Origin of the sequence: Amycolatopsis rhizosphaerae (genome assembly GCF_007713715.1) — a bacterium.
In the GTDB taxonomy this organism is placed as follows: domain Bacteria; phylum Actinomycetota; class Actinomycetes; order Mycobacteriales; family Pseudonocardiaceae; genus Amycolatopsis_E; species Amycolatopsis_E rhizosphaerae.
Map to the genome: position 1 here is coordinate 1 of NZ_VJWX01000051.1, position 24,491 is coordinate 24,491.

At 70.3% G+C, this 24,491-nt stretch carries 24 protein-coding genes; 8 read left to right on the forward strand and 16 right to left on the reverse strand.

Features of this window, described 5'->3' with window-relative positions; genetic code table 11:
- Nucleotides 1–13: 13 nt before the first annotated feature.
- Nucleotides 14–805: a helix-turn-helix transcriptional regulator gene (locus tag FNH05_RS08160; protein ID WP_144586716.1), complete on the reverse strand. Its 792-nt coding sequence runs from the start codon at nucleotides 803–805 to the stop codon at nucleotides 14–16.
- A 112-nt stretch (nucleotides 806–917) separates the two neighbouring features.
- On the opposite strand from FNH05_RS08160, the gene FNH05_RS08165 reads away from it, so the two are divergent.
- Nucleotides 918–1,655, forward strand: a complete 738-nt coding sequence (locus FNH05_RS08165; RefSeq protein WP_144586717.1) for an SDR family oxidoreductase — start codon at nucleotides 918–920, stop codon at nucleotides 1,653–1,655.
- Nucleotides 1,656–1,663: 8 nt separating this feature from the next.
- Here the strand turns inward: FNH05_RS08165 and FNH05_RS08170 are convergent, their stop codons facing one another.
- On the reverse strand, nucleotides 1,664–2,635 hold the full coding sequence (locus FNH05_RS08170; RefSeq protein ID WP_144586718.1) for a helix-turn-helix transcriptional regulator: 972 nt from the start codon (nucleotides 2,633–2,635) through the stop codon (nucleotides 1,664–1,666).
- 85 nt (nucleotides 2,636–2,720) lie between these two features.
- Here FNH05_RS08170 and FNH05_RS08175 point away from each other — a divergent pair, with 85 nt between their 5' ends.
- Complete coding sequence (locus tag FNH05_RS08175; RefSeq protein WP_144586719.1) at nucleotides 2,721–3,254, forward strand: DinB family protein; 534 nt, start codon at nucleotides 2,721–2,723, stop codon at nucleotides 3,252–3,254.
- 59 nt (nucleotides 3,255–3,313) lie between these two features.
- Here FNH05_RS08175 and FNH05_RS08180 read toward each other — a convergent pair whose 3' ends face one another.
- The 3 genes from FNH05_RS08180 to FNH05_RS08190 all read right to left on the reverse strand — a co-directional run bounded on the left by FNH05_RS08180 (nucleotide 3,314) and on the right by FNH05_RS08190 (nucleotide 6,632).
- A complete protein-coding gene (locus FNH05_RS08180) occupies nucleotides 3,314–4,165 on the reverse strand; it encodes an LLM class flavin-dependent oxidoreductase (protein WP_144586720.1) in 852 nt (283 codons plus the stop codon).
- Nucleotides 4,166–4,327: 162 nt separating this feature from the next.
- Complete coding sequence (locus FNH05_RS08185) at nucleotides 4,328–5,449, reverse strand: TFIIB-type zinc ribbon-containing protein (RefSeq protein WP_144586721.1); 1,122 nt, start codon at nucleotides 5,447–5,449, stop codon at nucleotides 4,328–4,330.
- A gap of 19 nt (nucleotides 5,450–5,468) precedes the next feature.
- Complete coding sequence (locus tag FNH05_RS08190) at nucleotides 5,469–6,632, reverse strand: SPFH domain-containing protein (protein WP_144586722.1); 1,164 nt, start codon at nucleotides 6,630–6,632, stop codon at nucleotides 5,469–5,471.
- Nucleotides 6,633–6,834: 202 nt separating this feature from the next.
- Between FNH05_RS08190 and FNH05_RS37890 the strand changes: the two genes are divergently transcribed.
- Nucleotides 6,835–7,581: a hypothetical protein gene (locus tag FNH05_RS37890; RefSeq protein ID WP_186382444.1), complete on the forward strand. Its 747-nt coding sequence runs from the start codon at nucleotides 6,835–6,837 to the stop codon at nucleotides 7,579–7,581.
- Here FNH05_RS37890 and FNH05_RS08200 read toward each other — a convergent pair.
- Genes FNH05_RS08200 through FNH05_RS08210 form a run of 3 tightly spaced genes read right to left on the reverse strand, consistent with a single transcriptional unit; the run spans nucleotide 7,560 to nucleotide 9,635 of the window.
- Nucleotides 7,560–8,021, reverse strand: a complete 462-nt coding sequence (locus tag FNH05_RS08200) for a carboxylesterase family protein (protein ID WP_144586723.1) — start codon at nucleotides 8,019–8,021, stop codon at nucleotides 7,560–7,562. The two genes, FNH05_RS37890 and FNH05_RS08200, sit on opposite strands and share 22 nt — an antisense overlap.
- 25 nt (nucleotides 8,022–8,046) lie before the next feature.
- Nucleotides 8,047–9,231: a M20 family metallopeptidase gene (locus FNH05_RS08205; protein WP_186382445.1), complete on the reverse strand. Its 1,185-nt coding sequence runs from the start codon at nucleotides 9,229–9,231 to the stop codon at nucleotides 8,047–8,049.
- Nucleotides 9,228–9,635, reverse strand: a complete 408-nt coding sequence (locus FNH05_RS08210; protein WP_144586724.1) for an MFS transporter — start codon at nucleotides 9,633–9,635, stop codon at nucleotides 9,228–9,230. Before FNH05_RS08210 ends, FNH05_RS08205 begins: the two co-directional genes overlap by 4 nt.
- A 185-nt stretch (nucleotides 9,636–9,820) precedes the next feature.
- On the opposite strand from FNH05_RS08210, the gene FNH05_RS08215 reads away from it, so the two are divergent.
- The 3 genes from FNH05_RS08215 to FNH05_RS08225 all read left to right on the forward strand — a co-directional run bounded on the left by FNH05_RS08215 (nucleotide 9,821) and on the right by FNH05_RS08225 (nucleotide 13,010).
- Nucleotides 9,821–10,789: an Lrp/AsnC family transcriptional regulator gene (locus FNH05_RS08215; RefSeq protein ID WP_144586725.1), complete on the forward strand. Its 969-nt coding sequence runs from the start codon at nucleotides 9,821–9,823 to the stop codon at nucleotides 10,787–10,789.
- Between the two features lie 68 nt (nucleotides 10,790–10,857).
- The gene (locus FNH05_RS08220) at nucleotides 10,858–11,466 is read left to right on the forward strand and encodes an acyl-CoA-like ligand-binding transcription factor (RefSeq protein WP_144586726.1); all 609 of its coding nucleotides are present in this window, start codon (nucleotides 10,858–10,860) and stop codon (nucleotides 11,464–11,466) included.
- Between the two features lie 92 nt (nucleotides 11,467–11,558).
- Nucleotides 11,559–13,010 carry an FAD-dependent monooxygenase gene (locus tag FNH05_RS08225; RefSeq protein WP_144586738.1) on the forward strand — a complete coding sequence of 484 codons (1,452 nt, stop codon included), beginning with the start codon at nucleotides 11,559–11,561 and terminating at the stop codon, nucleotides 13,008–13,010.
- Nucleotides 13,011–13,263: 253 nt separating this feature from the next.
- Here the strand turns inward: FNH05_RS08225 and FNH05_RS08230 are convergent, their stop codons facing one another.
- A complete protein-coding gene (locus FNH05_RS08230) occupies nucleotides 13,264–13,995 on the reverse strand; it encodes a TetR family transcriptional regulator (RefSeq protein WP_144586727.1) in 732 nt (243 codons plus the stop codon).
- Nucleotides 13,996–14,094: 99 nt separating this feature from the next.
- Between FNH05_RS08230 and FNH05_RS08235 the strand changes: the two genes are divergently transcribed.
- Nucleotides 14,095–14,553: a hypothetical protein gene (locus tag FNH05_RS08235; RefSeq protein WP_144586728.1), complete on the forward strand. Its 459-nt coding sequence runs from the start codon at nucleotides 14,095–14,097 to the stop codon at nucleotides 14,551–14,553.
- A 348-nt stretch (nucleotides 14,554–14,901) separates the two neighbouring features.
- Nucleotides 14,902–15,606, forward strand: a complete 705-nt coding sequence (locus tag FNH05_RS08240; protein ID WP_144586729.1) for a DUF4232 domain-containing protein — start codon at nucleotides 14,902–14,904, stop codon at nucleotides 15,604–15,606.
- Nucleotides 15,607–15,688: 82 nt separating this feature from the next.
- On the opposite strand, the gene FNH05_RS08245 is transcribed toward FNH05_RS08240, so the two are convergent.
- The 7 genes from FNH05_RS08245 to FNH05_RS08275 form a co-directional block, all read right to left on the reverse strand.
- Nucleotides 15,689–17,119, reverse strand: coding sequence for a PQQ-binding-like beta-propeller repeat protein (locus tag FNH05_RS08245; protein ID WP_144586730.1), 1,431 nt, complete (start codon nucleotides 17,117–17,119; stop codon nucleotides 15,689–15,691).
- 350 nt (nucleotides 17,120–17,469) lie between these two features.
- Complete coding sequence (gene glnA / locus FNH05_RS08250) at nucleotides 17,470–18,894, reverse strand: type I glutamate--ammonia ligase (protein ID WP_144586731.1); 1,425 nt, start codon at nucleotides 18,892–18,894, stop codon at nucleotides 17,470–17,472.
- A 206-nt stretch (nucleotides 18,895–19,100) separates the two neighbouring features.
- Complete coding sequence (locus FNH05_RS08255; RefSeq protein WP_144586732.1) at nucleotides 19,101–20,735, reverse strand: hypothetical protein; 1,635 nt, start codon at nucleotides 20,733–20,735, stop codon at nucleotides 19,101–19,103.
- Nucleotides 20,736–21,007: 272 nt separating this feature from the next.
- Entirely contained in the window at nucleotides 21,008–21,322 is a 315-nt protein-coding gene (locus tag FNH05_RS08260; RefSeq protein WP_144586733.1) for a hypothetical protein, read from the reverse strand.
- The gene (locus FNH05_RS08265) at nucleotides 21,319–23,304 is read right to left on the reverse strand and encodes a hypothetical protein (RefSeq protein WP_144586734.1); all 1,986 of its coding nucleotides are present in this window, start codon (nucleotides 23,302–23,304) and stop codon (nucleotides 21,319–21,321) included. Before FNH05_RS08265 ends, FNH05_RS08260 begins: the two co-directional genes overlap by 4 nt.
- A complete protein-coding gene (locus FNH05_RS08270; protein WP_144586735.1) occupies nucleotides 23,301–24,044 on the reverse strand; it encodes a toll/interleukin-1 receptor domain-containing protein in 744 nt (247 codons plus the stop codon). The genes FNH05_RS08265 and FNH05_RS08270 overlap by 4 nt, the downstream gene beginning before the upstream one ends.
- Nucleotides 24,045–24,211: 167 nt before the next feature.
- Nucleotides 24,212–24,397, reverse strand: coding sequence for a CsbD family protein (locus FNH05_RS08275; protein ID WP_144586736.1), 186 nt, complete (start codon nucleotides 24,395–24,397; stop codon nucleotides 24,212–24,214).
- Between the last annotated feature and the right edge of the window lie 94 nt (nucleotides 24,398–24,491).

Sequence of the window (24,491 nt, forward strand, 5' to 3'; positions counted from 1 at the left end):
GTGAAGGGTCCCTTCACGGCCGGGCCGCGCTGGCATAGACCACCAGGGTGTGGTCCGGACGCCCGGCGAGGTGGAACGCGGTGTAGGCGTACTCGCCCATTCGCCCGTCCGCCGTGCGGAGCCGCTTCCGGCCGCCGTGCCGCTCCTGCACGTCGTAGCGGGGCCACCACCGGCGCACCTGGGCACTGCCCGCGTGCAGTTCCTCCACGAGCCGCGCGAACCGGGGATCACCGGGACGCCGTGCGGCCAGGGTGTGCAGCCGGGCGAGGAGACCGCGCGCCTCGGACTCCCAGTCCACCACGGCGTGGCGGGCCGCCGGGTCGAGGAAGACCCATCGGGCGAAGTTGCGCGACTGTTCCGGTCCGGCGAGGAACGGGAACAGCGTCACGGCCGCGTCGTTGTGGCTCAGCACCTCGTAGGTGGCGTCGATGAGATAGGCGGGGGCCGGCTGGAGCAGGGACGGTACGGCGGCCGCCTCGGCGGCGACCCGCTCGGGGCCGGGAGGACCGGGCGTCCGCTCGCTGCCCGCGAGCCGGAACAGGTGATCGCGTTCGGCGGTGTCGAGCCGCAGGGCCGCAGCGAGCGACGCCAGCACCTGGCCGGAGGCGCGCACGTCCCGTCCCTGCTCCAGGTAGGTGTACCAGGTGGCGCTGATCCCGGCGAGCAGCGCCAGTTCCTCCCGGCGCAGGCCGGGCGTCCGGCGGCGCCCGGTCGGCGGCAGGCCCGCCTCGGCGGGGGTGATCCGCTCACGGCGGCTGCGCAGGAAAACGCCCAGCTCACGCCGCCTCGCGATCGGTTCCGGCATCGACCGTGACACTCCTGGTTCCAGCATGAGTTGATTCTGGATACCAGGCTAAACCCGTTCGAGACTGACTGTGCAGAGAGCCCGTCCGGGCTCCGGAACCGAAAGGGGCGGCATGTCCGGCATCGAAGGCAAGGTCGTGGCGATCACGGGTGCCAGCAGCGGAATCGGCGAGGCGACCGCGACACTGCTCGCCGAACGCGGCGCCCGGCTCGTCCTGGGCGCACGCCGCTCGGATCGCTTGACGGCACTCGCGGAGAGGATCACGCGGTCGGGCGGCACGGCGGTGGCCGTGCGCACGGACGTGACGCGGCGCGAAGATCTGTCCACTTTGGTCGACGAAGCGTGCGGGAGGTTCGGTGGGCTCGACGTTCTCGTCGGCAACGCGGGCATCGGCCCGGTTTCCCCCGTGGACGATCTCCGCGTGGACGAATGGGACCGGATGGTGGACGTCAACATCAAGGGACTGCTGTACGGCATCGCCGCCGCCCTGCCCGTCTTCCGGGCGCGGGGCGGCGGTCACTTCGTCACCACGGCGTCCACGGCCGCGTTCCGCATCGTGCCGGGCATGGCGGTCTACGCCGGGACGAAACACGCCGTGCGGGCGATCTGCGAAGGCCTGCGCCAGGAGGCGGGCGAAACGCTGCGGGTGACCACCGTCTCCCCCGGTTTCGTCGAGACCGCCTTCGCCGAGACGACGACGAACACGCAGGTACGGGAACAACTCCTGCACACCCGGGACCGGATCGCGATCCCGCCGGACGCGATCGCCCGTGCCATCGCGTTCGCCATCGGGCAACCGGCCGAGGTCGACGTGAACGAGATCGTGGTCCGGCCGACCGCGCAGGCCTGACACCGTCCTCAGTGGACGGTGCTGTCGGCGGCGGTGATGAACCGCCGTCCCCATTCCCGCAGCTGATCGGCCAGCGCCCGCGGGGCCCGCACCTCGGCCTCCGCGCCCGTCAGTCCTATCGCGAACGCCGCCCAGGCCAGCGATTCGGTGGTCATCCGCAGCAGGCACCGGTCCGGACCGAGATCCTCGACCGTGCACCACCGCCCCACCCGGGCCCGCACCAGTTCGCCGGGGGCGTGGACGAGCACCTCCACCTCGTGGGCGGGCGGCATGTTCCCGATTCCGGCGCGGACGAAATCCGCCGCGTCCTCGGCGGGCAGTTCCCGGGGGCGGAACCGGTCGCCCGTTGCCGCCGGAGCGCTCAGCCGGTCGACGCGGAAGCTGCGCCAGTCGTGCCGGGTGAGGTCGTAGGCGACCAGGTACCACCGCTGCCCGAGCGAGACCAGCCGGTGCGGTTCCACCTGCCGGTCACCGCACCGTCCGTCGGCCGTGGTGTAGCCGAAGGTGAGCCGTTCGCTGTCCCGGCAGGCCAGCGCCACCGTGGTCAGGGCGGCCGGATCGACCCCGGCGTCCCCGGCAGGCTGCCAGGTCGCCGGAACCGTCATCGCCCGCAGTGCCTCCACCCGGCGGCGCAGCCGGGCGGGCATCACCTGGATCACCTTCGCCAGGATCCGGAGCGAGGACTCCTCGATACCGGCGACCGCGCCCTGCGCGGCCGACTGCAGGCCCACCGCCAGCGCGACCGCCTCCTCGTCGTCCACCACGAGCGGGGGCAGTGCCGCCCCCGCCGCGAGGCGGTACCCGCCGTCGACCCCCCGGCTCGCCTCGACGGGATAGCCCAGCTCGCGCAGCCGGTCGACGTCGCGGCGCAGTGTGCGGGCCGAAACCTCCAGCCGCTCGGCCAGTTCGGCGCCTCGCCAGAACCGGTGGGTCTGCAACAACGACAGCAGCCGCAGGGTGCGGGAACTCGTGTTCGCCATGGCTTCCACTCTCCTCCCATTGAGGCCGGAAAGTGACCGCTATACCCCATACCGTGGAGTGGGAACCGACACGAAGGGACAAGACATGACCGTCGACCTCACCAGCACCCTGTCCACCGAACGGGCCGACCTGCTCAAGACCCTGGCCCAGCATCGCCGTTTCCTGCGCTTCACGGTGCGCAACCTCAGTGACGAGCAGGCCCGGCAGTGCACCACGGCCAGCGAACTGTGCCTTGGCGGCCTGATCAAGCACGTCACCGCCGTCGAACGGACCTGGGCGCGCTTCCTGGTGGAGGGCCCATCGGCCATCGGGAACTTCAGCGAGCTGAGCGAGGCGGAGCGGGCACGCTGGGCCGACGAGTTCCGCTTGCTGGAGGGCGAGACCCTGGACGGCGTGCTGGCGGAGTACGACGCGGTCGCACGCCGGACGGAGGAGATCGTGACCGCACTGCCCGATCTCGACGTCACCCACCCTCTGCCGGAGGCACCGTGGTTCGAACCGGGTGCGCGCTGGTCGGCTCGCCGCACCCTGCTGCACATGCTGGCGGAGACCAGCCAGCACGCCGGCCACGCCGACATCATCCGCGAGTCCCTGGACGGCGCGAAAACCATGGGCTGAGCCCGTTCCCCCTCGCGGCCCCGCAGATTCCCGCGGGGCCGCGAGGGGGCGGAACCTACTTAGAACAAAGCGTCGGCGAGGCGGTCGATCTGCTCGATGTCCGGGGACCAGCAGTAGAGCATGACTTCGTCGGCACCGATGCCGACGTAGCCGTCGACCGCCTGACGGATCGTTTCCGGCGTGGTGAGCAGACCGTTGGCCATGTAGTCGGCGCGGCCGGTGAATTCGTAGTAGTCACGGATATTGCGTCCGGCTTGCTCGACGGTGCTCTCCGGGCCGAGGGCGACGTTGGCCTGAGCGACCAGGCGGGGCCGGCCAGGGCGGTCGTGCTTCTCCCAGACCGCCTCCACGTCGCGGAACAGGCCGGACATCGCCTGCAGCGGCAGCCCGGCGCCGAGGAAGCCGTCGCCGAACCGGCCGACCCGCTCGATCGCCGCTGGGGCGAAGCCGCCGAACAGCACCTCCGGACCGCCGGGCGTCGTGGGCGCGGGACCGATGGGTCCGACACCTTCGCCGTACGGCTCACCGCGCCAGGTCCGGCGCAGCAGAGGCATCTGCTCGTCGAGGCGGCGCCCCCGGTGCCGGATGTCGATGCCCGCGGCCAGGCAGTCGTCTTCGCGACCGCCGACGCCGATGCCGAGCGTGAACCGGCCGCCGGACAGGCGGTCGAGGGTCGCGGTCTGCTTGGCGAGCATCGCCGTGTCGTGGACGGGCGCGATCAGCACCTCGGTTTGGAGGCGGATGCGCGACGTGGCGCCGACGAGCGCCGCAAGGGTGACGAGGGGCTCGGGATTGTCGAAGACGAGCCGGTCGAGCAGGCCGAGCGTGCTGAAGGGGCCGGCGTCGGCGCGCTGGGCCCAGGTCAGTAGCAGGGCGGGATCATCGATGGGAAGACCGAGACCGATTTTCATAGGTATACCTTCCAAAGGGTATGGCGAATAAGCTGCCGCCCCTTCGTGGCTCCGCGCTGTCGTGCGCGGGCTTGCTCCCGTTCTGCGGCTGTGTTTCCAGAGAGCGTGATCTTCGAAGTGCGGCGACGATAGCGCCGTCGGCCAAGCCCCGGCAACCTATTTTCAGCGTGTCCGGGTGGTGTGGTGGTGCTGCCCGGTGACGACGAAGTAGAGGATCACCCCGACCACCAGCAGCGCGACGAGCACGGCCACGGCGATCTTCGCCTTGCTGTAGGGCCGGTCGCCCAGCACCTCGCCGGTGCCGCCGTTGACCAGCACCTGCCAGTTCTTGCCCGCGTAGACGTAGGTGGCGATCCACACCGGCAGCAGCATCAGCTTGAACATCAGGTTCGTGTAGTTGGTGTTGACCGCCTCGACGCGCTGCTCGTCACCACCGATGTCGCGGCGGCAATCGTCGTGGATGACCCGGGACATCCGCACCTTGGCCTCGTCGAGAGCGGGCTCGGGTTCCACGTCGTAGCGCAGTGCGTGGAAACCCGCCATGTACTGCGGCTGGAACGGTACCGCCCGGTCCAGCGGCCAGGGCGCGAGCTTGTCGAGTTTGTCCGGCGGCACGATCAGGCTCGCCGGGACGAGCACGTCGTCGAAGAAACGGCTGACCTGACCGCTGGCCGGGTACCAGCGGGTGCGCCGGACCTGGCGGGTCTGCCGCCGCCCGTCGCTGTCGGTGTAGGTCTCGGTGACGTAGTAGTACTCGCCGCGCGCCCCGACGTAGGCGGAATAGGTCTGCGAGTCGTAGGTCCAATGAGGAAGGTAGGTGCCCCTGGTGGACTCGGCCGAGGAGACCTTCTTCAGCGCGTTCGGCGCGAACCACCGTGACGAGATCCACTTGCGGAGCGCCTCGTGCACCCCGCGCTGGTCGAGCAGGAACGGCAGGACGCCCTCGGGCACGATCTGACCGGTCGAGTTCGGGTCCATCACCAGCGGCGACCGGCAGAACTGGCACAGGGTGGCCGATTCGCTGGACTCGGTGCGCGCGCCGCAACGCTGGCAGGCGTACACGTAGTTGCCGATGCTGCCGACGGGTTTGCGCGGCAGCGCGGCCAGTTCTTCGATCGCGTGCTCGGTGATCCGGCGGTCCCCTGCGGTGATCTCCTGCTGGTGGCCGCAGTACGGGCAGCGCAGCACGGTGGTGCCCGGCGCGAACTCGACCCGGGCGCCGCAGCCGCCGCACGGGAAGGCGCTCGGCGAGGTCGTTCCGCCTTGCGTGAACGAATCGGTCATGGCAGCTTCCCTCCCCCGCTCAGGCCTGCGGGGGCAGCGGCGGCGGGCTGCCCGCCAGTAGCGGGGCCAGTTCCGGCACCTGGCCGGCGGGAAGCCATTGCGGCATCCCCGCGTGCCAGACCAGGGTGCCCGCGTTCAGCGTGCCCGCGGTCACCTGCGCGCCGAGCGCGCCGCGGTCGAACGGGCCCAGCTGCTGCCCGCCGACACCGAGGTACCACTGCTCCTGAACCGGCATCGGCGGCGGGGCCTGAGGCGCGGCGGGCTGCTGGTAACCCGGGGCCGGAGCGTAGCCGGGGGCGGGCTGCTGATACCCGGGCTGCTGGTAGCCCGGCTGCTGGAAACCGGCGGCCATCTGCTGGCCGAGCGCCATGCCCAGGCCGACACCCAGCCCTTCACCCGCGCCGCCCGGGTTGTTGGCCGCGTCCTCGATCGCGGTGGCGGCCTGGAACTTGGCGAACTGGTCCAGGTTGCCGACGATGCCCATCTGCGTGCGCTTGTCCAGCGCCTCTTCGACCTCGGGCGGCAGCGAGATGTTCTCGATCGCGAACTTCGCGATCTGGATACCGACCGGCGCCAGTTCCTGGGACAGCGCCACGGCCAGTTTGTCGCCGATCAGGCCCTGCTGGGTGGCCAGGTCGAGCATCGGAACGCCCGCGGTGGCCAGCGCGGTGCCGAGCCTGCTGACGATGATCTGCCGCAGGTACTCGGACACCTCTTCGGTGCGGAACTGCGGGTCGGTGCCCGCCAGTTCGCGGATCAGGGCGGCCGGGTCGGTCACCCGCACCGCGAAACCGCCGAAGGCGCGGAGCCGGACCACGCCGAACTCCGGGTCCCGCATGATGACCGGGTTCTGCGTGCCCCACTTGAGATCGGTGAACTGGCGGGTGTTGACGAAGTACACCTCGGCCTTGAACGGCGAGTTGAAACCGTACTTCCAGCCCTTGAGAGTGGACAGGATCGGCATGTTCTGCGTCTGCAGCGTGTACATGCCGGGGGTGAACACGTCGACGACGTGGCCCTCGTTGACGAACACGGCCGCCTGCGACTCCCGCACGGTGAGCTTGGCGCCCATCTTGATCTCGTTCTCGTAACGGGGGAACCGCCAGACGATGGTGTCCCGGCTGTCGTCGAGCCATTCGATGATGTCGATGAACTCGCCGCGGACCTTGTCGAACAGTCCCACGTTTCTCCCCCACTTCGTGCCGGACCAGCGCGCGAACGATACCAACCCGGCAGGTCACCACGGAACGGGGCACGGCCGGGGTTTCCGTCTCACCGCGGCCTCCCGAATCGTGATATGGAGCCCGTAACGGGACCGGATGCCCGGAAGATACCCCCTTGAGGTCCACAATGGACCTGACTTTTCTCACGAAACGGACATCTTCATGATTCGTCGACACCTGGGCGCGCTCGCCTTCGTGGCCGCCGCGGCCACCGCGGCCTCCTGCTCCGCCACCACGGCGACGCCGCCGGCCCCCGCCCCGTCTTCCCCGGCGGCGACGTCGGCGGCGTCGGCGGCCGCCGTCAAGGCCGCGCTCACCGCGGACCAGGTCGGCGCGGCGGTGGTCAGCGCGTACAAGCAGGCGTCGTCGGTGCACGTCAAGGGTGAGCTCACCGGCCGGGACGGCAAGACCAAGCTCGACCTCCAACTGAACCAGGACAGCACGAGCGGCACGGTGGAAGAGGACGGCACCGCGTTCCCGGTCATTCGCGTCGGCCAGACCATCTACTTTCAGTTCGGCGCCACTCTGCTGAAGCAGATGGGCCTGTCGGCCACGACGGAGCCGGGCAGTCTCATGCTCGGCAAGTGGGTGTCGTCGGATTCCAAGCTGGTGGCCGACCTTGCGGCGAGCCTCAGAGATGCGCTCGCCTACGGCACTTTCGTGAACAACATGGTCGGTGAGATGGGCTCGGCGACCTTCACCGACGGCGGCACCGACACCGTCAACGGCACGTCCGTGCTGGTCTTCCACGCCTCGGACGGCGACGTCTACGTGGCCTCGGGCGAACCGCACTACCTCCTCCGCATGACCGACCGGAAAAGCACCACGCTGGACTTCACCGGCTGGAACCAGCCCGTGGCGGTCACCGCGCCCCCCGCGAAGGACATCTACAGCGGACCGGGCGCCTGATCTTTCCGTGTTCTGAAGGTGCGGGACTCGCCCACGGGCCAGCCGGGATCGCCGTGCGTGACGAAGCCGACCCAGGCGGTGTGCATCCGCTTCGCGAGCTCCTGATCCGGCGGATCGGCGCCGAGCAGGCCCTTCGCGCCGTAGAGGTCCGGCAGGTCGAGGCGGTCGAACACGAACGGCAGCTCGGCGCAGTGGCAGGCGCCCAGCCGCCCGCCGAACGCCGGGGACCGCCAGGCGAACTCGTAGCCGTGGACGGGGTTTCCGGCTCCACGGTGGGCCCGCGCGAGGCGGCGGTTGCTTTCGGTGAACGCGTCGGTCGTGATCCGGGTCGTGAGCGCGCCCGGCGACTCCCCCGGAAAGCGGTCCCGGTACCCGGCCAGCACGCCTTCGGGATCGTCGAAGCGCCGCTTCACCACGGCGAGGAGCTGCGACTCTCCCATCACATCGATCGCGAAAAACCCATGATCACTCCCCTGCCCTCCTTGAATCTCTCGCAAAGCGCCCGATCACGGCGGCGGCCACGGCGGCACGTTCGGCCAGCGCCGGGATCGACACGTGCTCGTGCCGGGCGTGCGCGCCGTCGCCGACCGCGCCGATCCCGTCGAGGACGGCAACGCCCAGCGCCGCCACGAAATTGCCGTCGCTCGCGCCGCCGACCGCGGCCTCCCCGAGCGTGCGGCCGAGCCTGCCCGCCGCCGCCTCCGCGAGCGCGGCCAGCGCGGCGATGCCCTCGCTGCGTTCCATCACCGGCCGGTTCCAGCCGCCCGCGATCCTCAACCCGGCACGGGAGTCCCGTGTGGACAGCGCGGTCAGCGCCGCGTCGATCCGGCTTTCCTCGGCCCGGCTGCGGACCCGGACGTCCACCTGCGCCCACGCCCGCCCGGCCACCACGTTGCTCGCCGTACCGCCCCGCACCAGGCCGACGTTCACCGACGTCCCCGTTTCGCGGTCGTTCAGGGCGTGCAGCGCCAGCACCGCCCTGGCAAGCTCGTCGATGGCGCTCGCCCCCTTCTCCGGCTCCAGCCCGGCATGGGCCTCCCGCCCGGTGACCGTCAGCTCGAAGATCCCGACGCCCTTGCGGGCGGTCTTCAGCGCCCCGCTCGCACTGCCCTCGAACACGAGAACGGCGGCCGCGTCCGCGCAGGCGCGCTCGATCACCGGCCGTGAAACGGGGCTTCCGATCTCCTCGTCGCCGGTCAGCACGAGACGCACCGGGGGTGCCTCGTGCCCGGTGTGCGCCAGCGCCCGCAGCCCCCACACCGCCTGGACCAGACCGGCCTTCATGTCGAACACACCCGGCCCCGAGGCGGTGTCACCGTCTACTGTGTACGGCCACTCGGCCAGTGTCCCGGCGGGCCAGACGGTGTCGTAGTGCCCGAGCAGCACGACGGGTGCGGCACCGTCACCCGCGAACTCGAGCACGAGCGCCGAGCCGTGCCTTCCCCCGGCGGTCAGGCTGCGCCGGGTGGTGGCGCCGAGCCGCTCCCCGACCCAGGTTTCCAGCCAGTCCAGCCCCCGCGCCAGCAACGCGGGGTCGTCGCTGGGCGTTTCCAGTCCGACGAGTTCGCCGAGGTCGGCGACGAGAAGGTCCCGGTGCGCGGACAGCCAGTCGTGCAGCGCCCGCACGTCGATTTCCGCCGGCCCCTTCACCCCAGCACCTCCTGCGGCACCCGCGACGACCGCCCGCGGACCCGTCGCGGCGCCGTCTCCGGCAGCAGGACGACGCACGAGACCACCAGGGCCAGCACCGCCACGCCGAGCAGCGGCACGGTCACGGTCACGGTCAGCATGAGCATCCGGCGCCGCCCGAGCCGGTCACCCCAGTGGCCCGCCAGTATCCCGCCGAGCGGGCGGGCCAGGAAACCGGTCCCGAAGGCACCGAAGGCCAGCAGCGTGCCCACCAGGGGATCGGCCGCGGGGAAGAAGACCTTGCCGAACACCAGGGACGCGGCCGTCCCGTAGCTCAGGAAGTCGTAGTACTCCAGCGTGGTGCCCACGCCCGTGACGAAGAAGACCTTCGCCGCGCCGGGGCGTGCCGGGACCGGTGGTGTCATGAGTCGCCTCTCCCGTGTCCAGTTCGGACTCTGCCCCCTGTGTCCTCGTTCGAGCGTCAGCATGCCACGCCACGCGCCATCCATGCAATATTGGGTATCCATGTGCCGGATTCGTGCACCAAGGAGCCCCTCTGGGTGCCGGATCCCTGCGCTAAGCTCGCCCGGACGGGAGAAGGGAACCGGGAATGGCCGACGAGAGCACGCTGGACGAGGTCGACCTCGACCTGGTCGCCGCGCTGCAACACGCCCCGCGCGCGCCGTTCGACGTGTTCGCGCGGGCGCTCGGCGTGTCCTCGCGTACCGTCACCCGCCGGTACGCCCGCCTGGTCGACGGCGGCCTGCTCCGGGTGATCTGCGAGGTCGACTGGTCCCTGCTGGCCGAGAGCGTGCCGGTGAACGTGTGGATCCGGACCGAACCGGGTGCCGCCCGCGAGGTCGCCCACAGCCTGACCGAACGGCCCGACACCACCTACGTGGGCGTCTGCTCCGGCCGCGCGGACGTGTTCTGCGTCCTGCACGGGATGACGCGGGCCGCGACGGCACAGGCGATCCTCACCGAACTGCCCCGGATCCCGGGCGTTCGCGCACTGCGGACCGAGTGGGTGCTGCGGCGGCTGGCCAGTTCGGCCGCCTGGCGCCTGCCCCGGCTCACCGGAGAGCAGATCGAGGCCCTCGCCGAGTACACGATCACCGTCGAGGGCGACCGCAAGCACGATTTCGACCCGCTGGAACGGGAACTGGCCACCCTGCTGCGCGACGACGCGCGACTGCCGTATTCGGAGATCGCGCGGAAGCTCGACATCTCCGAATCGCGGGCGCGCCGGACCGCCACCGCCCTGTTCGCTTCGGGCATGCTGCGCCCGAGGGCCGAGATCGAACCCCGGCACCTCGGCTATCACACGGAGGCCGTGCTCGGCATCTCCTGCCGCCCCCACGCGGTGCGCGAACTGGCCGGGGCGCTCCTTTCCCACCCCGCCACCAGATTTCTCGGCCTCACCGGCTCGTCGGCCATGCTCACCTTCGACGGCGTCTTCCGGGACGAAGAAGAACTGGCCGACTTCCTCACCGGCGAGATCGGCACGCACGAAGCCGTGACCGGGATCGACTGCTCGCTCCTGCTGGAGATCGCGAAACGGTACTGGACGGCACACTGAGGACACTGAGGTAAAAGTTGCGTGCCGCGCATCTTTGCGTGACACGCAACTTCTGCTAGCCTCGTGGCATGGGGTTGCGGGAGCGGAAGAAGGCCGAGACGCGGACGGCACTCAGCTGGGCGGCGGTCCGGCTGGCGGTGGAACGCGGGTTCGCCCAGGTGAAGGTCGAGGACATCGCCGAGGCCGCGGGGGTCTCGCCGCGCACCTTCAACAACTACTTCTCCAGCAAGGGCGAAGCGATCGTCGCCCGGCACCTGGACCGGAGTCTGGGGATCGCCGAGGCGCTGCGCGAGCGCCCGGACGGCGAACCCCTGTGGGAAGCCATCACGCGTTCCGTGCTGCCCCGGTTCGGGGCGGACGACGCCGCCCTCGCCCATCCCGTCGCCGATCCCACCGAATGGACGGCGGGTGTCCGGGCGATGCTCGCCGAACCGGCCCTGCAGGGCGAAATGCTGCGGGCCGGTGCGCGCGCCGAGGCCGAGATCACCGAGGCCGTCGCCGAGCGCACCGGCACCGACCCGAAGCACGACCTCTACCCGCACCTCGTCGCCGCCGCGGTCATGGCGGCGATCAACACCGCCCTCGCACACCATCTCCGCACCGACCCGCCGGTGACGGTGTCGAGCCTGCTCGAAGAAGCCATCGCCCGCATCGCGGCGGGGCTGCCCACCCCCTGATCACTCCACTTCAGACAGTCAGCCCCGGCGGGGCCCGAGAACGAGCGCCGCCACGGGGCCGCTGCCTCCTGCCCATGAAAGGGAAGACCACCATGATCGACGTCGTCATCGCCGGCGCCGGACCCAACGGCCTGATGCTCGCCTGCGAACTCGCCCTGGCCGGCATCCGCCCGCTGGTACTGGAACGGCGCACCGAACCCGCGACCGAACTGCGGGCGAACGGCCTGGTGGGACAGGTCGTACCCCTGCTCGACCGGCGCGGCCTGTACGAACGGCTGGCCGGCCCCGGCACCACCCCCGAACCGTCGCCCGGTTACGTGTTCGGGGCCTTCCCGCTCGCCCTGCACGACCTCCCCGGCAACCCGCTCCACACCCTGCCGGTTCCTCAGCGCCGCATCGAAGAGATGCTCGCCGCGCGCGCCGCCGAACTGGACATCGAAATCCTGCGCGGCCACGAGGTGACCGGTCTGGTGCAGGGCGGGAAATCGGTGACGATCGAGGTGCGCGACCGGCCGCCGGTCGAGGCGGCGTTCCTGGTCGGCGCGGACGGGGGCCACAGCGTGGTCCGCAAGCTCGCCGGAATCGGCTTCCCCGGCGTCACCACGGACGATTCGGTGTCGCTCTCCGGGAGTGTGAGCGTGCCGGCCGGCAGTGTGGACGCGGACGGCGGCCTCGCCGTACCCGGATTCGGTGTCGTGCCGCCGTTCCGTCACCTGCGCACCGAGCACGGCATGATCGCCTGGGCACCGTTCCCGGACCGCACTCCCCTGTTCAGTACGACGGAATGGGGGCGGCCCGCCGAGGGCGAGGCCTCGCTGGAGGAACTGCGCGCCAGCGCCTCCCGCGTGCTCGGCACGGAGGTACCGCTCGGGCCGCCCACCGGTCCCGGACCGCACCTGATGCGGCGTCTGTCCGGCGGAAACACGCGGATCGCCGCGAAGTACCGTGACGGGCGCGTGTTCCTGCTCGGGGACGCCGCACACGTGCACTCCGCCATCGGCGGTCCCGGGCTCAACCTGGGCCTGCAGGACGCGGTGAACCTCGGCTGGAAACTGGCCGCGGAACTGCGCGGCCACGCCCCGGACGGGCTGCTGGACACCTACGAGGCGGAACGCCGCCCGGTGGCGCGGCGCGTCGCGATGCACACGCAGGCCCAGTCACTGCTGATCCGCCCGGGCGGCGACGTCACGGCACTGCGCGAACTGTTCGGCGAACTGCTCGACCTGCTCCCGGTGCGGCAGCACATCGCGAACCTGCTCGCGGGCTCCGACCTCGTCTACGAGATGGGCGCGGCGACCGGAGCGCTGGTCGGCCGGTGGGCGCCGGACCTGCCGGGCCTGCGCGAGCTGACCCGGTCCGGGCGCCCGCTCCTGCTGGACCCCACCGGCACGCTCGACCCCGGCCCGTGGGCCCCGCACATCGACACCGCGACCGTCCCGGGGCTGGATTCCGCCCTCCTGCTCCGCCCCGACTGCTACGTCGCCTGGCAGGGCAGCACCGGCGAGGGCCTGCACGAGGCCCTCGCCACCTGGATCAGGGTGTGACCACGTTGCCGCGCGCCCACTTCCCGTGAGGGGTTCCCTCACAGCCGTTCCGTTTCGGCACAGGGCCCCGGCAAAGTCGGGTCCGTCATCCCGGTCGAGGCCTGCCGTGAAGGGTCCCTTCACAGTCGATTTGGCTGTGAAGGGACCCTTCACGGCCATCCGCAGCCCCGCTTGCCCGAGGTGGGACACACCCCTGCAAGGGCCGACTTTGCCGGGGCCCTGCACCGCATAGGATTTACGGCACGCCGTGCCGTTACGGATGCAGCTCGCGCAGGGCTACGCCGAGCTGCCGGACCACTTCGGACGATGCGGCCGAGGTGCGCAGCACCGCGACCACGGTGTCCTCGCCGTCGAGACTCCGCCGCGCCCCGCCCGGCGGGAACGCCTCGATCACCAGGTCGAAGGCCTCCTTGGCGTAGGCGCGCACGTCCTGCCTGCCGCCGCTGCGCAGCCACCTCCGCAGCACGTGGTTGTGCGCGGCGGCGACCGCGGCGGCGGCCACGGAGGCGCGCAGGTCCGGCAGCGGCTCGCCGTCGGCCTCGAACCGGCCCCGCAGGTACCGCGCGAACACCCGCTGGTACCGGTCGACGCTGGCGACTTCCCTGTCACGGAGCGAAGAAACCGTCCGCGTCAGCGCGTACCGCTTGAGTGAGACGTCCGGGTCGGCCAGGTAGAAGTCGAGCACCAGGCCGACCGCCTCACAGGTCACCTCGATCGCGTTGCGCGTCGTGTCGGCGGCGGCGAGGGCCTCTTCGATGTCCCGGAGCACCTCGTCGTGGTCGGGGAAGATCGCGTCGTCCTTCGAGCGGAAGTACCGGAAGAACGTGCGCCTGCCGACCCCCGCGGCGGAGGCGATGTCGTCGACGGTGGTCGCCTCGTAACCCTGCTCGTGGAACAGGTCGATGGCCGCCACGGTGAGGGAATGGCGGAGACGGCGTCGGCCGGCCACAGTCCGGCCCGGACGGCGACGGGTCTCGTCGGACATGCGAAAACCCTAACAGGTCCTCTTGCTAACGGCACGCAGTGCCTTTACAGTAGGAGAGCGAGCGGCCAACGAAGTGCCGCACCGCGGAAGGAACCTGCCATGCGCCTCGAACAGAACCCGATGCCCGCGACCGCGGCGCCCCGCTGGGACTACCGAGGAACCTTCGGCTGGCCCGTGCGCTGGCACAACGACGGCCTCACCCTGGTGACCGGTTCCGGCATCACCGCGGTCGCCATCCCCAAGGCGATGGCCGGGCCCGTTCTGGCGGCCCTCGCGCGCCAAGGCTGCTCCGGTCCCGCGCTGAGCCTGCCGACCAAGCAGGGCATGGTCGCGATCCTGCTCGCCGAGGCCGACATGCTCGCCTCGGTCGGCGAAACCCTGCCCCCGGAGGTCAAGATCCTCACCGCGGGCACCGCGATCCCCCTGCCCAACGAGCGCCGCCCCGACGACCTGGCCCACTGGCTCGTCGCCCCGGACACCCACCAGCGCTGGCTCCCCAGCCTCGCCGCCGTGCTCGCCAGCATCCGTTCGGTCCGGCACCTCCTGCCGACTTCGTAGCCACACGCTCTCCTGAACGAAACGGCCGTGAGGGGTCCCCTCACGGCCGTTTTCGCCATGAGTCCCACGCTCCCGCACTTGTGTCCCACGCTCAGGCGGTCGAGTCCCACGCTCAGGCGGAAACGGGCGCCGCGAGGAGGCCCCTCACGGCAATACCCGCTGCACGGCACCTACCCGCCGCGACCCCGGTAGCACCGGCCCGCAACGTTGTTGCGATGCCTTTTCGCAGCGTTGCCCGACGGTGATCTATATCACGCCAAAGCACCGCTTTCGCGGTCTCGCTCGTCTGAGTCGGCAAGTACCAAAGCTCATCGACAAATACGCGAGCACGATTTAGGGGGACTGATTATGAACGTCAGCACGAAACCGATCCGGCGGGGCACGATCGCGATTGCCGTGGTCGCGGTGGCGGGTGCGCTGGGAGCGTGCTCGACCGGCCAGCCGGGCAACGCCACGCCGGTGCCGCAGGCCGCCGGTGGTACCGGGGGCAGCGTCAGCGCAACAACGGACAGCGCAACAACGGCCGGCGGGACCCGCCAAGGTGCGGACGCCAACGGCGCCCCGGACACCAACGGCGCCGCCGGCAGGGGCGTCGCCACCGCGGGCGGCCACCCGAACTGCACGGCCCTGAAGGTGACGCAGTCGTCGCCGGACCTGGCCAACGGCACCAGCACGCAGTGGAAGCTCCCGATCATGCTGACCAACCAGAGCAGCGCTCCCTGCACCGTGCAGGGTTTCCCCGGGGTCCGCCTCGAAGGTGAGGACGGCACCACCTGGGATCTGATCCGTGCCGGCGGAACCGGCGCCCCGGTGCTGCTCGGCCCCGGTGAGCACGCCACCGCCGACCTCACCTACCTCACCGCCACCGCCGTCACCGGTGACGGTTCCGGCGCCGGTTCCGGCTGGCACGTCGCCCATATGGCGGTGACTCCCCCCAACAGCACCAACACCCAGACCCTGCCGTGGGCCGACAGCCTCGACCTGGTCAAGCAGGACTCCGCCACCCACCCCGGGACCTACATCGGCTCGGTCCACCCCAGCACCGCCAAATGACGACCGGGCCGCGGTGAAACGAACAACGACGATCCCGTGAAATCGACGATTTCGCGGGATCGTCGTCATGTGCGCGGCCGGGTCAGCCCAGGGAGAACACCACCGGGTCTCCTGGAAGAAGGACCTTGTGCTGAAAGCCGCCGTACACCCGGCCGTCCGCGACAACCCAGGCGAGGTAGGCCATCACTTCATTCGCGGGCAGCGTCACACCGCTGGCCGCACCCTCGACCGGGTTGCTCTGAGGCTTGGCCGACAGCACCTTTCCCGAGCCGACGTCGATCTTGGCCAACACGGTGGCCGGGTTGTTGATGCCCCCCGTCTGGAGCTGGCTGCCCGCGACCAACAGCGCGTTGCCGTCCACGCCGACCGGATCGCACATCGAGTCGCCCGGCACGGTGGCCGCCCAGCGCTGCCGGCCGGAGTTCACGTCCAGCGCGACGACCTGGTTTTCCTTGGTCTTCTCGGAAGCGCTGACGCCGAACAGCAGCCCGTCCGACACGAACGCCCGGTTGAACTGGTGGTTGCCGTTGGGCAGGGCGCCCGTGTCCCCGCCGAAGTCGATGGCCCCCTGCTGGACCACGCTCGCCCAGCTCACCTTCAGTGAGTCGTCCAAGCGGGCAAGCGCCTGTTGACCCTTTCCGTAGAGGGCCAGGACCGTGGGGGACAGCGACACGAACTGGGCGTCGCTCAGGCCGGTTCTGCTCGACGCGTCCATCGGCATCTTGACGTCGGCAGCCTGGATCCTGTTGCTGACGCGGACATTTCCCGTCCCCGGGTCCAGTCCGAGCACGAGGCTGTAAGAGGCGCCGGTGCCGAGGCAGCGGGAAACCGTGTAGACCGTGGTGGCGTCCGCGCCCACATCCATGACGCTGCAGTCGTCGTCGTGGCCCGCCTGGAAGGCCGCGGTCGGGGCGAGGGGCTCAATGGTGCCGTCGGACAACGACAGCCGCACGAACACCTCCAACCCGCCGGCGTAGAGATAACCGCCCGCGAGCACCAGGCCCTGGCCGGACGGGTCGCCCCAGTCGGTTTTGAACTGGGGGACCGGCACGGACCAGGCGAACGAGTGGGCCTTCAGGTCCACCAGGCCGATGGACAGGCAGTGGACGCCCGTTCTGTCATCACTGGCACCGAAACCGAGCGCCAGCCGGTCGTTCGCGATGTTGCGGCTCAGCGCGCAGAAGTTGTTGCCCTGGGGCGGAGTCAGCACCCAGTCCTGCCTGCCGGTGGCGCGGTCGAACGCGGTCACGGCCGAGTCCGTGACCATCAGCAGATCGCCGCCGTAGACGCGGACGCCAAGGCCTTCGGTGTAGGCACCCAGCTTCTGGGCGGACACCTGCCAGGACTGCAGCGGTTTCGCCGGACTGGGGCTCGGACCGTTCTGACCACTCTGGGCGGACGGGGATCCGCCACTCAGCAGGATGGGCACCGTGATGGCGGCGGCGACCACGACGACGACGAGCGGGATGAGCCACAGCCAGGGGCGGCGCTTCTTCGGCGGCTGCGGGGGCATGCCGCTCCACTGCCCCGGTTGTCCCGTCCACTGGCCCTGCCCCGGTTGTCCCGTCCACTGCCCGGGTTGTGGCGGCCGTTGCCCACCCGTGGCCGGCCACGGCTGCTGAGGGAAAGTCACGCGCACCCTTCCGCATAGTTCAAAACGATCGTTCCTCAGAGCGACACACTAATGGCACACAGGACGGGTCGGCGCGGCGCCCATACCTGGAGGAAAGTACGGAAAAGGTACTGTTTTACGGTAAACGATTGCCGATTCCCATGCCGGTCGGTGTTGAAAGCGCTTACGGTAGGCAATGTTCGCACAAACACCAAGATGACCGAAACCGGGCATTGACCCCCCGGCTTCGATCACACGTCGTAGTACAACGCGAACTCGTACGGGTGGGGCCGCAGGCGCAGCGGGTCGATTTCGTGCTCACGTTTGAAATCGATCCAGGTCTCGATCACGTCGGGGGTGAACACGTCGCCGGCGAGCAGGAACTCGTGGTCGGACTCCAGCCGGTCGATCACGGCCTCCAGCGAGGCGGGCACCTGTGCCACACCCCGTGCCTCCTCGGGCGGGAGTTCGTAGAGGTCCTTGTCGATCGGCGCGGGCGGTTCCAGTTTGTTCTTGACACCGTCCAGCCCGGCCATCAGCATCGCGGCGAACGCGAGGTACGGATTGCCGGACGAGTCCGGGCAGCGGAATTCGATCCGCTTGGCCTTCGGTGAGGAACCGGTGACCGGGATGCGCACGCACGCCGACCGGTTGCGCTGCGAGTAGACCAGGTTGATCGGGGCCTCGAACCCGGGGACAAGGCGGTGATAGGAGTTCACCGTCGGGTTGGTGAACGCGAGCAGGCTCGGCGCATGGTGCAGGATCCCGCCCACGTAGTGGCGGCCGAGATCGGACAGGCCCCCGTAGCCGGTCTCGTCGTAGAACAGCGGGCCGTTCTCGTCCCACAGCGACTGGTGGCAGTGCATTCCCGAGCCGTTGTCGTTGTAGAGCGGCTTGGGCATGAACGTGACGCTCTTTCCGTTCTCCCACGCGGTGTTCTTGATGATGTACTTGAACAACTGAAGGTCGTCGGCGGCGTGGAGCAGGGTGTTGAACCGGTAGTTGATCTCGGCCTGACCGCCGCTGCCGACCTCGTGGTGCCCCTTCTCCACATCGATGTCGACGGCGGCCAGGTTGAGCGCCATCTGGTCCCGCAGATCGGCGAAGTGGTCCCGTGGCGAGACCGGGAAGTAACCGGCCTTGAAGGGGGTCTTGTAGCCGCGGTTGCCGCCCTCCTCCTCGCGCCCGGTGTTCCACCAGCCCTCCACGGAATCCACTTCGTGGAACGCGCCGTTTTCGGTGTTGGCGAACCGGACGGTGTCGAAGATGTAGAACTCCGCCTCGGGACCGAAATACGCGCGGTCGGCGATGGTGGATTCGCTGATGTACTGCTCGGCCTTGCGGGCGATGTTGCGCGGGTCGCGGCTGTAGGGCGCCTGGGTGAACGGGTCGTGCACGAAGAAGTTCATCATCAGCGTCTTCTCGGCGCGGAACGGGTCGAGCCGCGCCGTGTACGGATCCGGGAGCAGCAGCATGTCCGATTCGTGGATGGACTGGAAGCCCCGCACGGACGAGCCGTCGAAGGCGAGCCCTTCCTCGAACGCCGCGGCGTCGAAGGCCTCCGCCGGAATGGTGAAGTGCTGCATCACTCCGGGCAGATCGCAGAACCGGACATCGACGAACCGGACTTCCTGTTCGGCGAGGAACCGCTGAACCTCTTCGGCGTTGGTGAACATCGGCGTTCGCTCCTTCCCGAACGGACGCCTCAGGGCCGGTGCCAGGCGAGGTCGAACCCAACGGTCCACCCGCCCGGCGAGCCACACCGCCGGGCGTGCCGTCCTCGGCGGCACGAGGTCTTCAGTGCGTTCGACGCTATCAGGGCGGCGAGGGCGCAACCAATCGGTGAACGGGCGCCCCCACCCACTGCGGGCGAAGACGCGTTTCAGAGCGCCGAACGATCCTCGCCGAGGTATCCGATGTAGACATTCCCGGTGCGGCTGGTGTCGTCCAGGAACTGCAGCCGCACCCCGGACTCCCCGCCGAGCCGGATGTGGGCGGGGAAGAACGCCCAGCCGGAGTCGTCGACGGTCTTGGGGACCGGGTAGGTGCGGCGCCGCCGGTAGACGGGGTGCTGCGCCAGGTCCGGCGGCTCCTTCAGCTTGATGCTGGCCTCGCCGATCAGCGCGCCCTCCTGCCCGGACGACACGAACTGCAGCAGGTTGCGCAGCTCCGGCCCCAGCCGCCGTCTCTGGGCGTGTGCGGTGGCCTTGGCGTGGGCGTACACCTGGAGCGTGCACAGCGCGCGCCACGCCTCCCGCCGCAGCAGCGCGGCCCGCGGGTGGGAGTCCAGCGCCGCCGCCTCGTCCGGGTCCGCGCCGATCACCAGCAGCTTCAACCGGCTGCGGGCGGCGCCGATCAGCTCGCCGAAGCTGCCGAAGGCATCGCTGGTGACGGGACGGTTGCCCGCCGCGTGGCGCGGCGGGGCCGGGGGCATGCCCTGGCGCGGAAACCGGGCGTGTTCGGAGGTGGGCGCGACGGCGACCGGCTGAGGGCGGTGGTGCCGCCCGCCCGCCGGAATCGGGGCGGGCGCGGCCGGTCCCCGCTGCGCTTCGAGGGCGCGCCGCAACCCGGCGATGGTCTCCTGCGCCTGGGCCAGTTCCGTCCGCAGCCGGGCGTTCTCCTCGGCCAGCAGGCGTTCCCGTTCGATCCAACCCGGCTCCGGCTGCGCCGAACGCGGCTGGGGCGGTTCGCTGTGCTCCCGGACGCCTGCCCCGGCCGCCACGGCCGCCGGGGCCCGGTCGATCCAGGCGGCGATGTCCTTTTCACCGGCCCAGACCGGCAGCGGAGCGTCCTGGCGGGCGGTCAGCACCTGGCGCACCATCGTGGCCAGCCTGGACTTGGTGAGCTGACTGGTCTGGAGAACATCGGAGGGGACGGTGTCGCAGACGGCGGGGAACAGTCGCGCCCCGCGCTCCGGCACGGGGGTTTCCCGGCAGTGGTGGTTCAGCGCGGTGCGGGCGCTCTCGTCGATGATCACGCAGGTCAGCAGGCCGGGCCAGCCGAACTGCGGCAGCATCACCGAGGGGTCGTTGGCCACGTCGGTCACCGCCTCGACGGTGACGACGGCCAGCCCGGCACTACGGTCGGGATGCCGCAGCCTCGCGGCGGTCTGCGCGCCCCACGCCTCGGTGTCCGCTCCGCTGGAGCCGACGTGGTTGTCCGGGGCGATCAGCATCGGCACACCGGCCGGATCGCTGCACACGCCCACCTCCGGCAGGCCCAGCCGCGTCACGGGAGAGGACGAACTGGGCTGCCACGCCCGGTCCGACAGCGCCAGCAGCCGCCACCGGAGCCTGCCGCCCCCGTCCTCCGGCTCGTCGAGCACCAGCAACGCCCTGACCTGAGCACGGCCCTCCACCCAGGTGGCCTCCAGCAGGACCCGGTCCGGCACCGGCGAGCTCAGCTCGCCGATCTGCACGGGCTCGGCGGACTCGCGCAACAGCACCTCGCGGGCATGCCCCAGCGCTCCGGCTCCGCCCGGCACAGCCAGCACACCGTGCTGCCACAGTGAGTACACCCGCGATCACCACTCCCCCGACATCGGTCTCCCGGCATCGTCACGCCACACACCCAGCACCGCCGCTCTGGGGTGCGATGTCCGGAAAGCCACCATACCCACCGGCGCGCGGCTGCCCGCGCTTCGGTGGCCGGAGTCCCACCGCGGGTTCGGGCCCGTCCCGGACGCCGCCGTGAGGGGTCCCCTCACCCCCGGCCGGAGGGACTGGGGCAAGCCGTGAAGGGTCCCTTCACAGTCGAATCGACTGTGAAGGGACCCTTCACGGCCACCACTCACGCGTCGAACCGCCGCAGCACCTCGTGCGCGATCGCCGGTTTGCCTGCCGCCTCGAGGAACTGGGCGATGCGGCGCGCGGTCAGGTCGCGCACATTGTTGCCCGGGTAGAGGCCGATCTTGTCCAGCAGTGCGCCGACGTGATCGGCCGCCGACGGGTTCGCGTGCCTGAGTTTCCGGTAGATCCCGGCCGCCACGAGCACGAACACCGGCGCGGTCACCCAGGCGGGCCAGGCGAGCAGCCAGCCCAGCACGAGCGGGAGCACCGCCGCGACGGCCAGGCCGGACAGCAGGATCCCGTTTTCCTTGCTCATCGAACAGCCTCCTCGGTCTCGCGTGGCAGGACGAAGTCGGCGGCCTCGATCCCCTGTGCCCGGTCGATCAGCCGGGCCAGCCGGGCGGCCGTCTCGGGGCCGCCGTGCTCGTGGAGGCTCCAGTTCCGGGCGGCGACGTGGAGAGCCCCGAGCAGGGTGACATCGCGGCCCGCCGCTTCGACCAGGACCCCCAGCAGGCGATCCGGCGCCGGGCTCGCCGCGGCGGCCGAGAGCCACCGGGGCACCGCGGCCCAGGCCAGGTCCCATTGAACGGTCATCCCCACGTGCCAGCCGGTCACCAGATACGGCCGCAGCGAGGCGTCCGTGACCAGCGCCTGGACCGGGGCGCCGCCGTAACCGGCGGTGAAGGGTACGGCCACGTCCAGGAACAACGCGACGTCCGCGCGCTGCCACCTCCCCGGCTGCTGCATCTTCTCCGTCAGCCGGGCGAGCCATCGCCGCAACAGCATCCGGTCCCGCCCGGTGAGTTCCCACAGCGCCTGCCGTGCGGAAGGCCGCCCGGAACCGTCCTCGCGCCGCGCCCGGTGGTGCAGCCGCACCAGGGCCTGGTCGGGGAAGTCCGGCGCGATCACCTCCGTGCACACCTCGACGACCAGTTGGCCCAGCTCGGCCGGGAGCGCGTCGGTGCGCGACCAGTCGTACACCAGTTGCCGGAACCGCCAGCCGTGCCGCTCGTCCCGCAGTCCCGTCAGCAGCGCCTGCACGCCCAGTTCGACCAGGTACTTCGGTTCGTTCTGCTTCGGCCTCACCCAGCCGGTGACCAGGGTCACCACGGGGTCCGGGGCGCCGGCCCGGAACGACTGTTCCACGAAGCGTTCGACGATCCGCTTCCGGTCCCGCGGCGTCAACTGGGGCAGGCGGACGATCTCGTCGGCCCAATCGCGAAACGGCTCGCGCAGATCGGGGTAGTTGTCCCAGAAATGGTTCCGCACGGCACGGTCGTAGGCGTACCGGCCGAAGCGGGCCGCGTCGTCCTCGACCAGTTCGACCCCGAGGACGTCCAGATTGGCGTGATGGCCGTCCTGCTCCAGCCGGGACGCCGACTCGCCGACCTTGAGCAGCCGGAGCAGGTGGTGGGACGCGAAGAACACCGCGTCGGCCGACGCGCCTTCGCACATCGCCGCCGCGAGGAGCACCGCCCGCATCCGGCCGGAGGAGTACTTCCGCATCTGGTCGGAAACCTCGCCGCCGCGGTCCACGGCGGACACGGCTTCCTCCAGCCAGGCCCGCACTCCCCCCGGAGTGCCTCGATCGCGCGCCCGCACCACCATGCGTGCCAGTTCGGCGATGTCCCGCATCGGCGCGGCCAGGTGGGCGACCAGCGGCTTGGCACCGAGATCCCGCTCCCCTGGAGAGATGCCCGCCGACTCGAGGTGCCTGCGCAGCACCACGGCGCCGTCGGGCCTGCCGATCGGCACGACGAACTCGGACAGCTCCCCGTCGATCTGGTGCTCGCGCCGGTCGGGAACCACGACCACGAGGTACGCGTCGCGTTGCCGGAGCACGGCACGGAACACGGGCAGTTCCCGCTGACGGCAGCGGAAGACCTCTTCGGTGCTCGCGGAAAGGTCGAGCAGGAGCCGGTGCCCGGAGTCGAGGTGGACCTTGTTCAACTTCGCGGCGGGATCGTGGGCTTCGTCGTCCAGCATGGTGAACGGACTGCCCGGGGCGGCCGACTCGCTCAGCAGCATCTTCCCCGCAGTACGCCTGCCGCTGCCCGGTTGCCCGGTGAGCAGCACCATCCGGGACTCCTCCATGCGGGCGCGGGCGAGCCCCAGGCCGGGTGGTGCGAGGAACCGCGGCCTCAGCCAGCGAAGGTCCTCCGCGGGCACCAGCCGGGGTTCCCGGGCCTGCCGGGCCACGATCTCGGACATCTCGGAGATGTTGACGACCACCGAGTGGTAGTACTGCTGCCGGGCGCCGTCGTGCGGCGGCACCGGAACGCCGGGTGTTTCGGTCACCGCTGTTCTTCCCGCCGCTCCGCGCCGATGTTCTGGTGAATACCGCCCGAGTTGTCGCCGCCGACATAGCCGTTCACGGGCCCTTGGAAAACGGACCCGGCGTACTGGGGGCCGTTTCCGTGCTGGACGGGACCGGTGTATCCGTTGATCACGATTCCGCCGACCGAACCGCCGTGGATGTCGCGCGCCTGGACCAGACCACCGTGCACGGTGCCGGTGTTGGAGTTGTGCACGCTCCCCGGCTCCGGCGCGGCCTTCTCGGCGGTCGAGTCCACCAGGCCCGGGACGAGGTCGGCGAGTGCGGCGGCGATCGTGTTCAGATCGGCTTCGGTGTTCCTGGTGGAGAAGCGAAGGAACTGGTGATCGGCGAGCCGGGACAGCTCGGCGGGCAGTGCGGCGGCGGTCAGGGGCTGGGCCTTGTCGCACAGGATCGGGATGACGCGGACACCGTGGTTCAGCGCGTTGACGATTTCCCGGCGAGTCCAGTCCTCCTCGTTGTCCAGCGCCCGGTTTCCCTCTCGATCGAGGGCGTCCAGCCACCGCTCACCGATGATGACGAGCAGGACGCGGGCGCCGGCGGAAGCGGTGGTCAGCGCGATCCGGTAGTCGTCTCCCGGCCGGATCGACTTGCTGTCACGGAAAACGCTGTTCTCGCCGAAACGGCGCGACAGGTCCCGTTCGAGGAGGGCGGCGGCCTGTTCGCCGTCCCCGGTCCGGTAGTTGACGAAGATTTCCGGCACGACGTTTCCTCCTGGTCTCCGGTTTCCGGCACCGGAGATTATGGCGAAGAAAACATCCCCTCCGCCCCGGAAACCGGAGGTTTCCCGTTTCCTCCTCCGGCGGCTTGCGGGCAACAGCACAACGCGGTGGCCTCGGACATCGAGGCCACCGCGTCGGCGCGGGGTCGTTACCGGTCGAACACGCCCTTGACGGCGTCCTTGACCTTCTCGCCGGCCTGCTTGATGCTGCCCTTGGCCTGCTCGCTCTTGCCCTCGGCCTCCCACTGCTCGTTGCCGGTGGCCTCGCCCAGCTTCTCCTTGGCCTGGCCCTTGATCTCTTCCGCCTTGTTTTCGGCCTTGTCCGAGGAAGTCATGTCGTACCTTTCGTCGTTGGGGACCCTGTCCGGGTACCCCGTCCCCAGCGGCGCTAACCAGGCTCGCCGTATAGGTCGTTATACGGTCCACTGA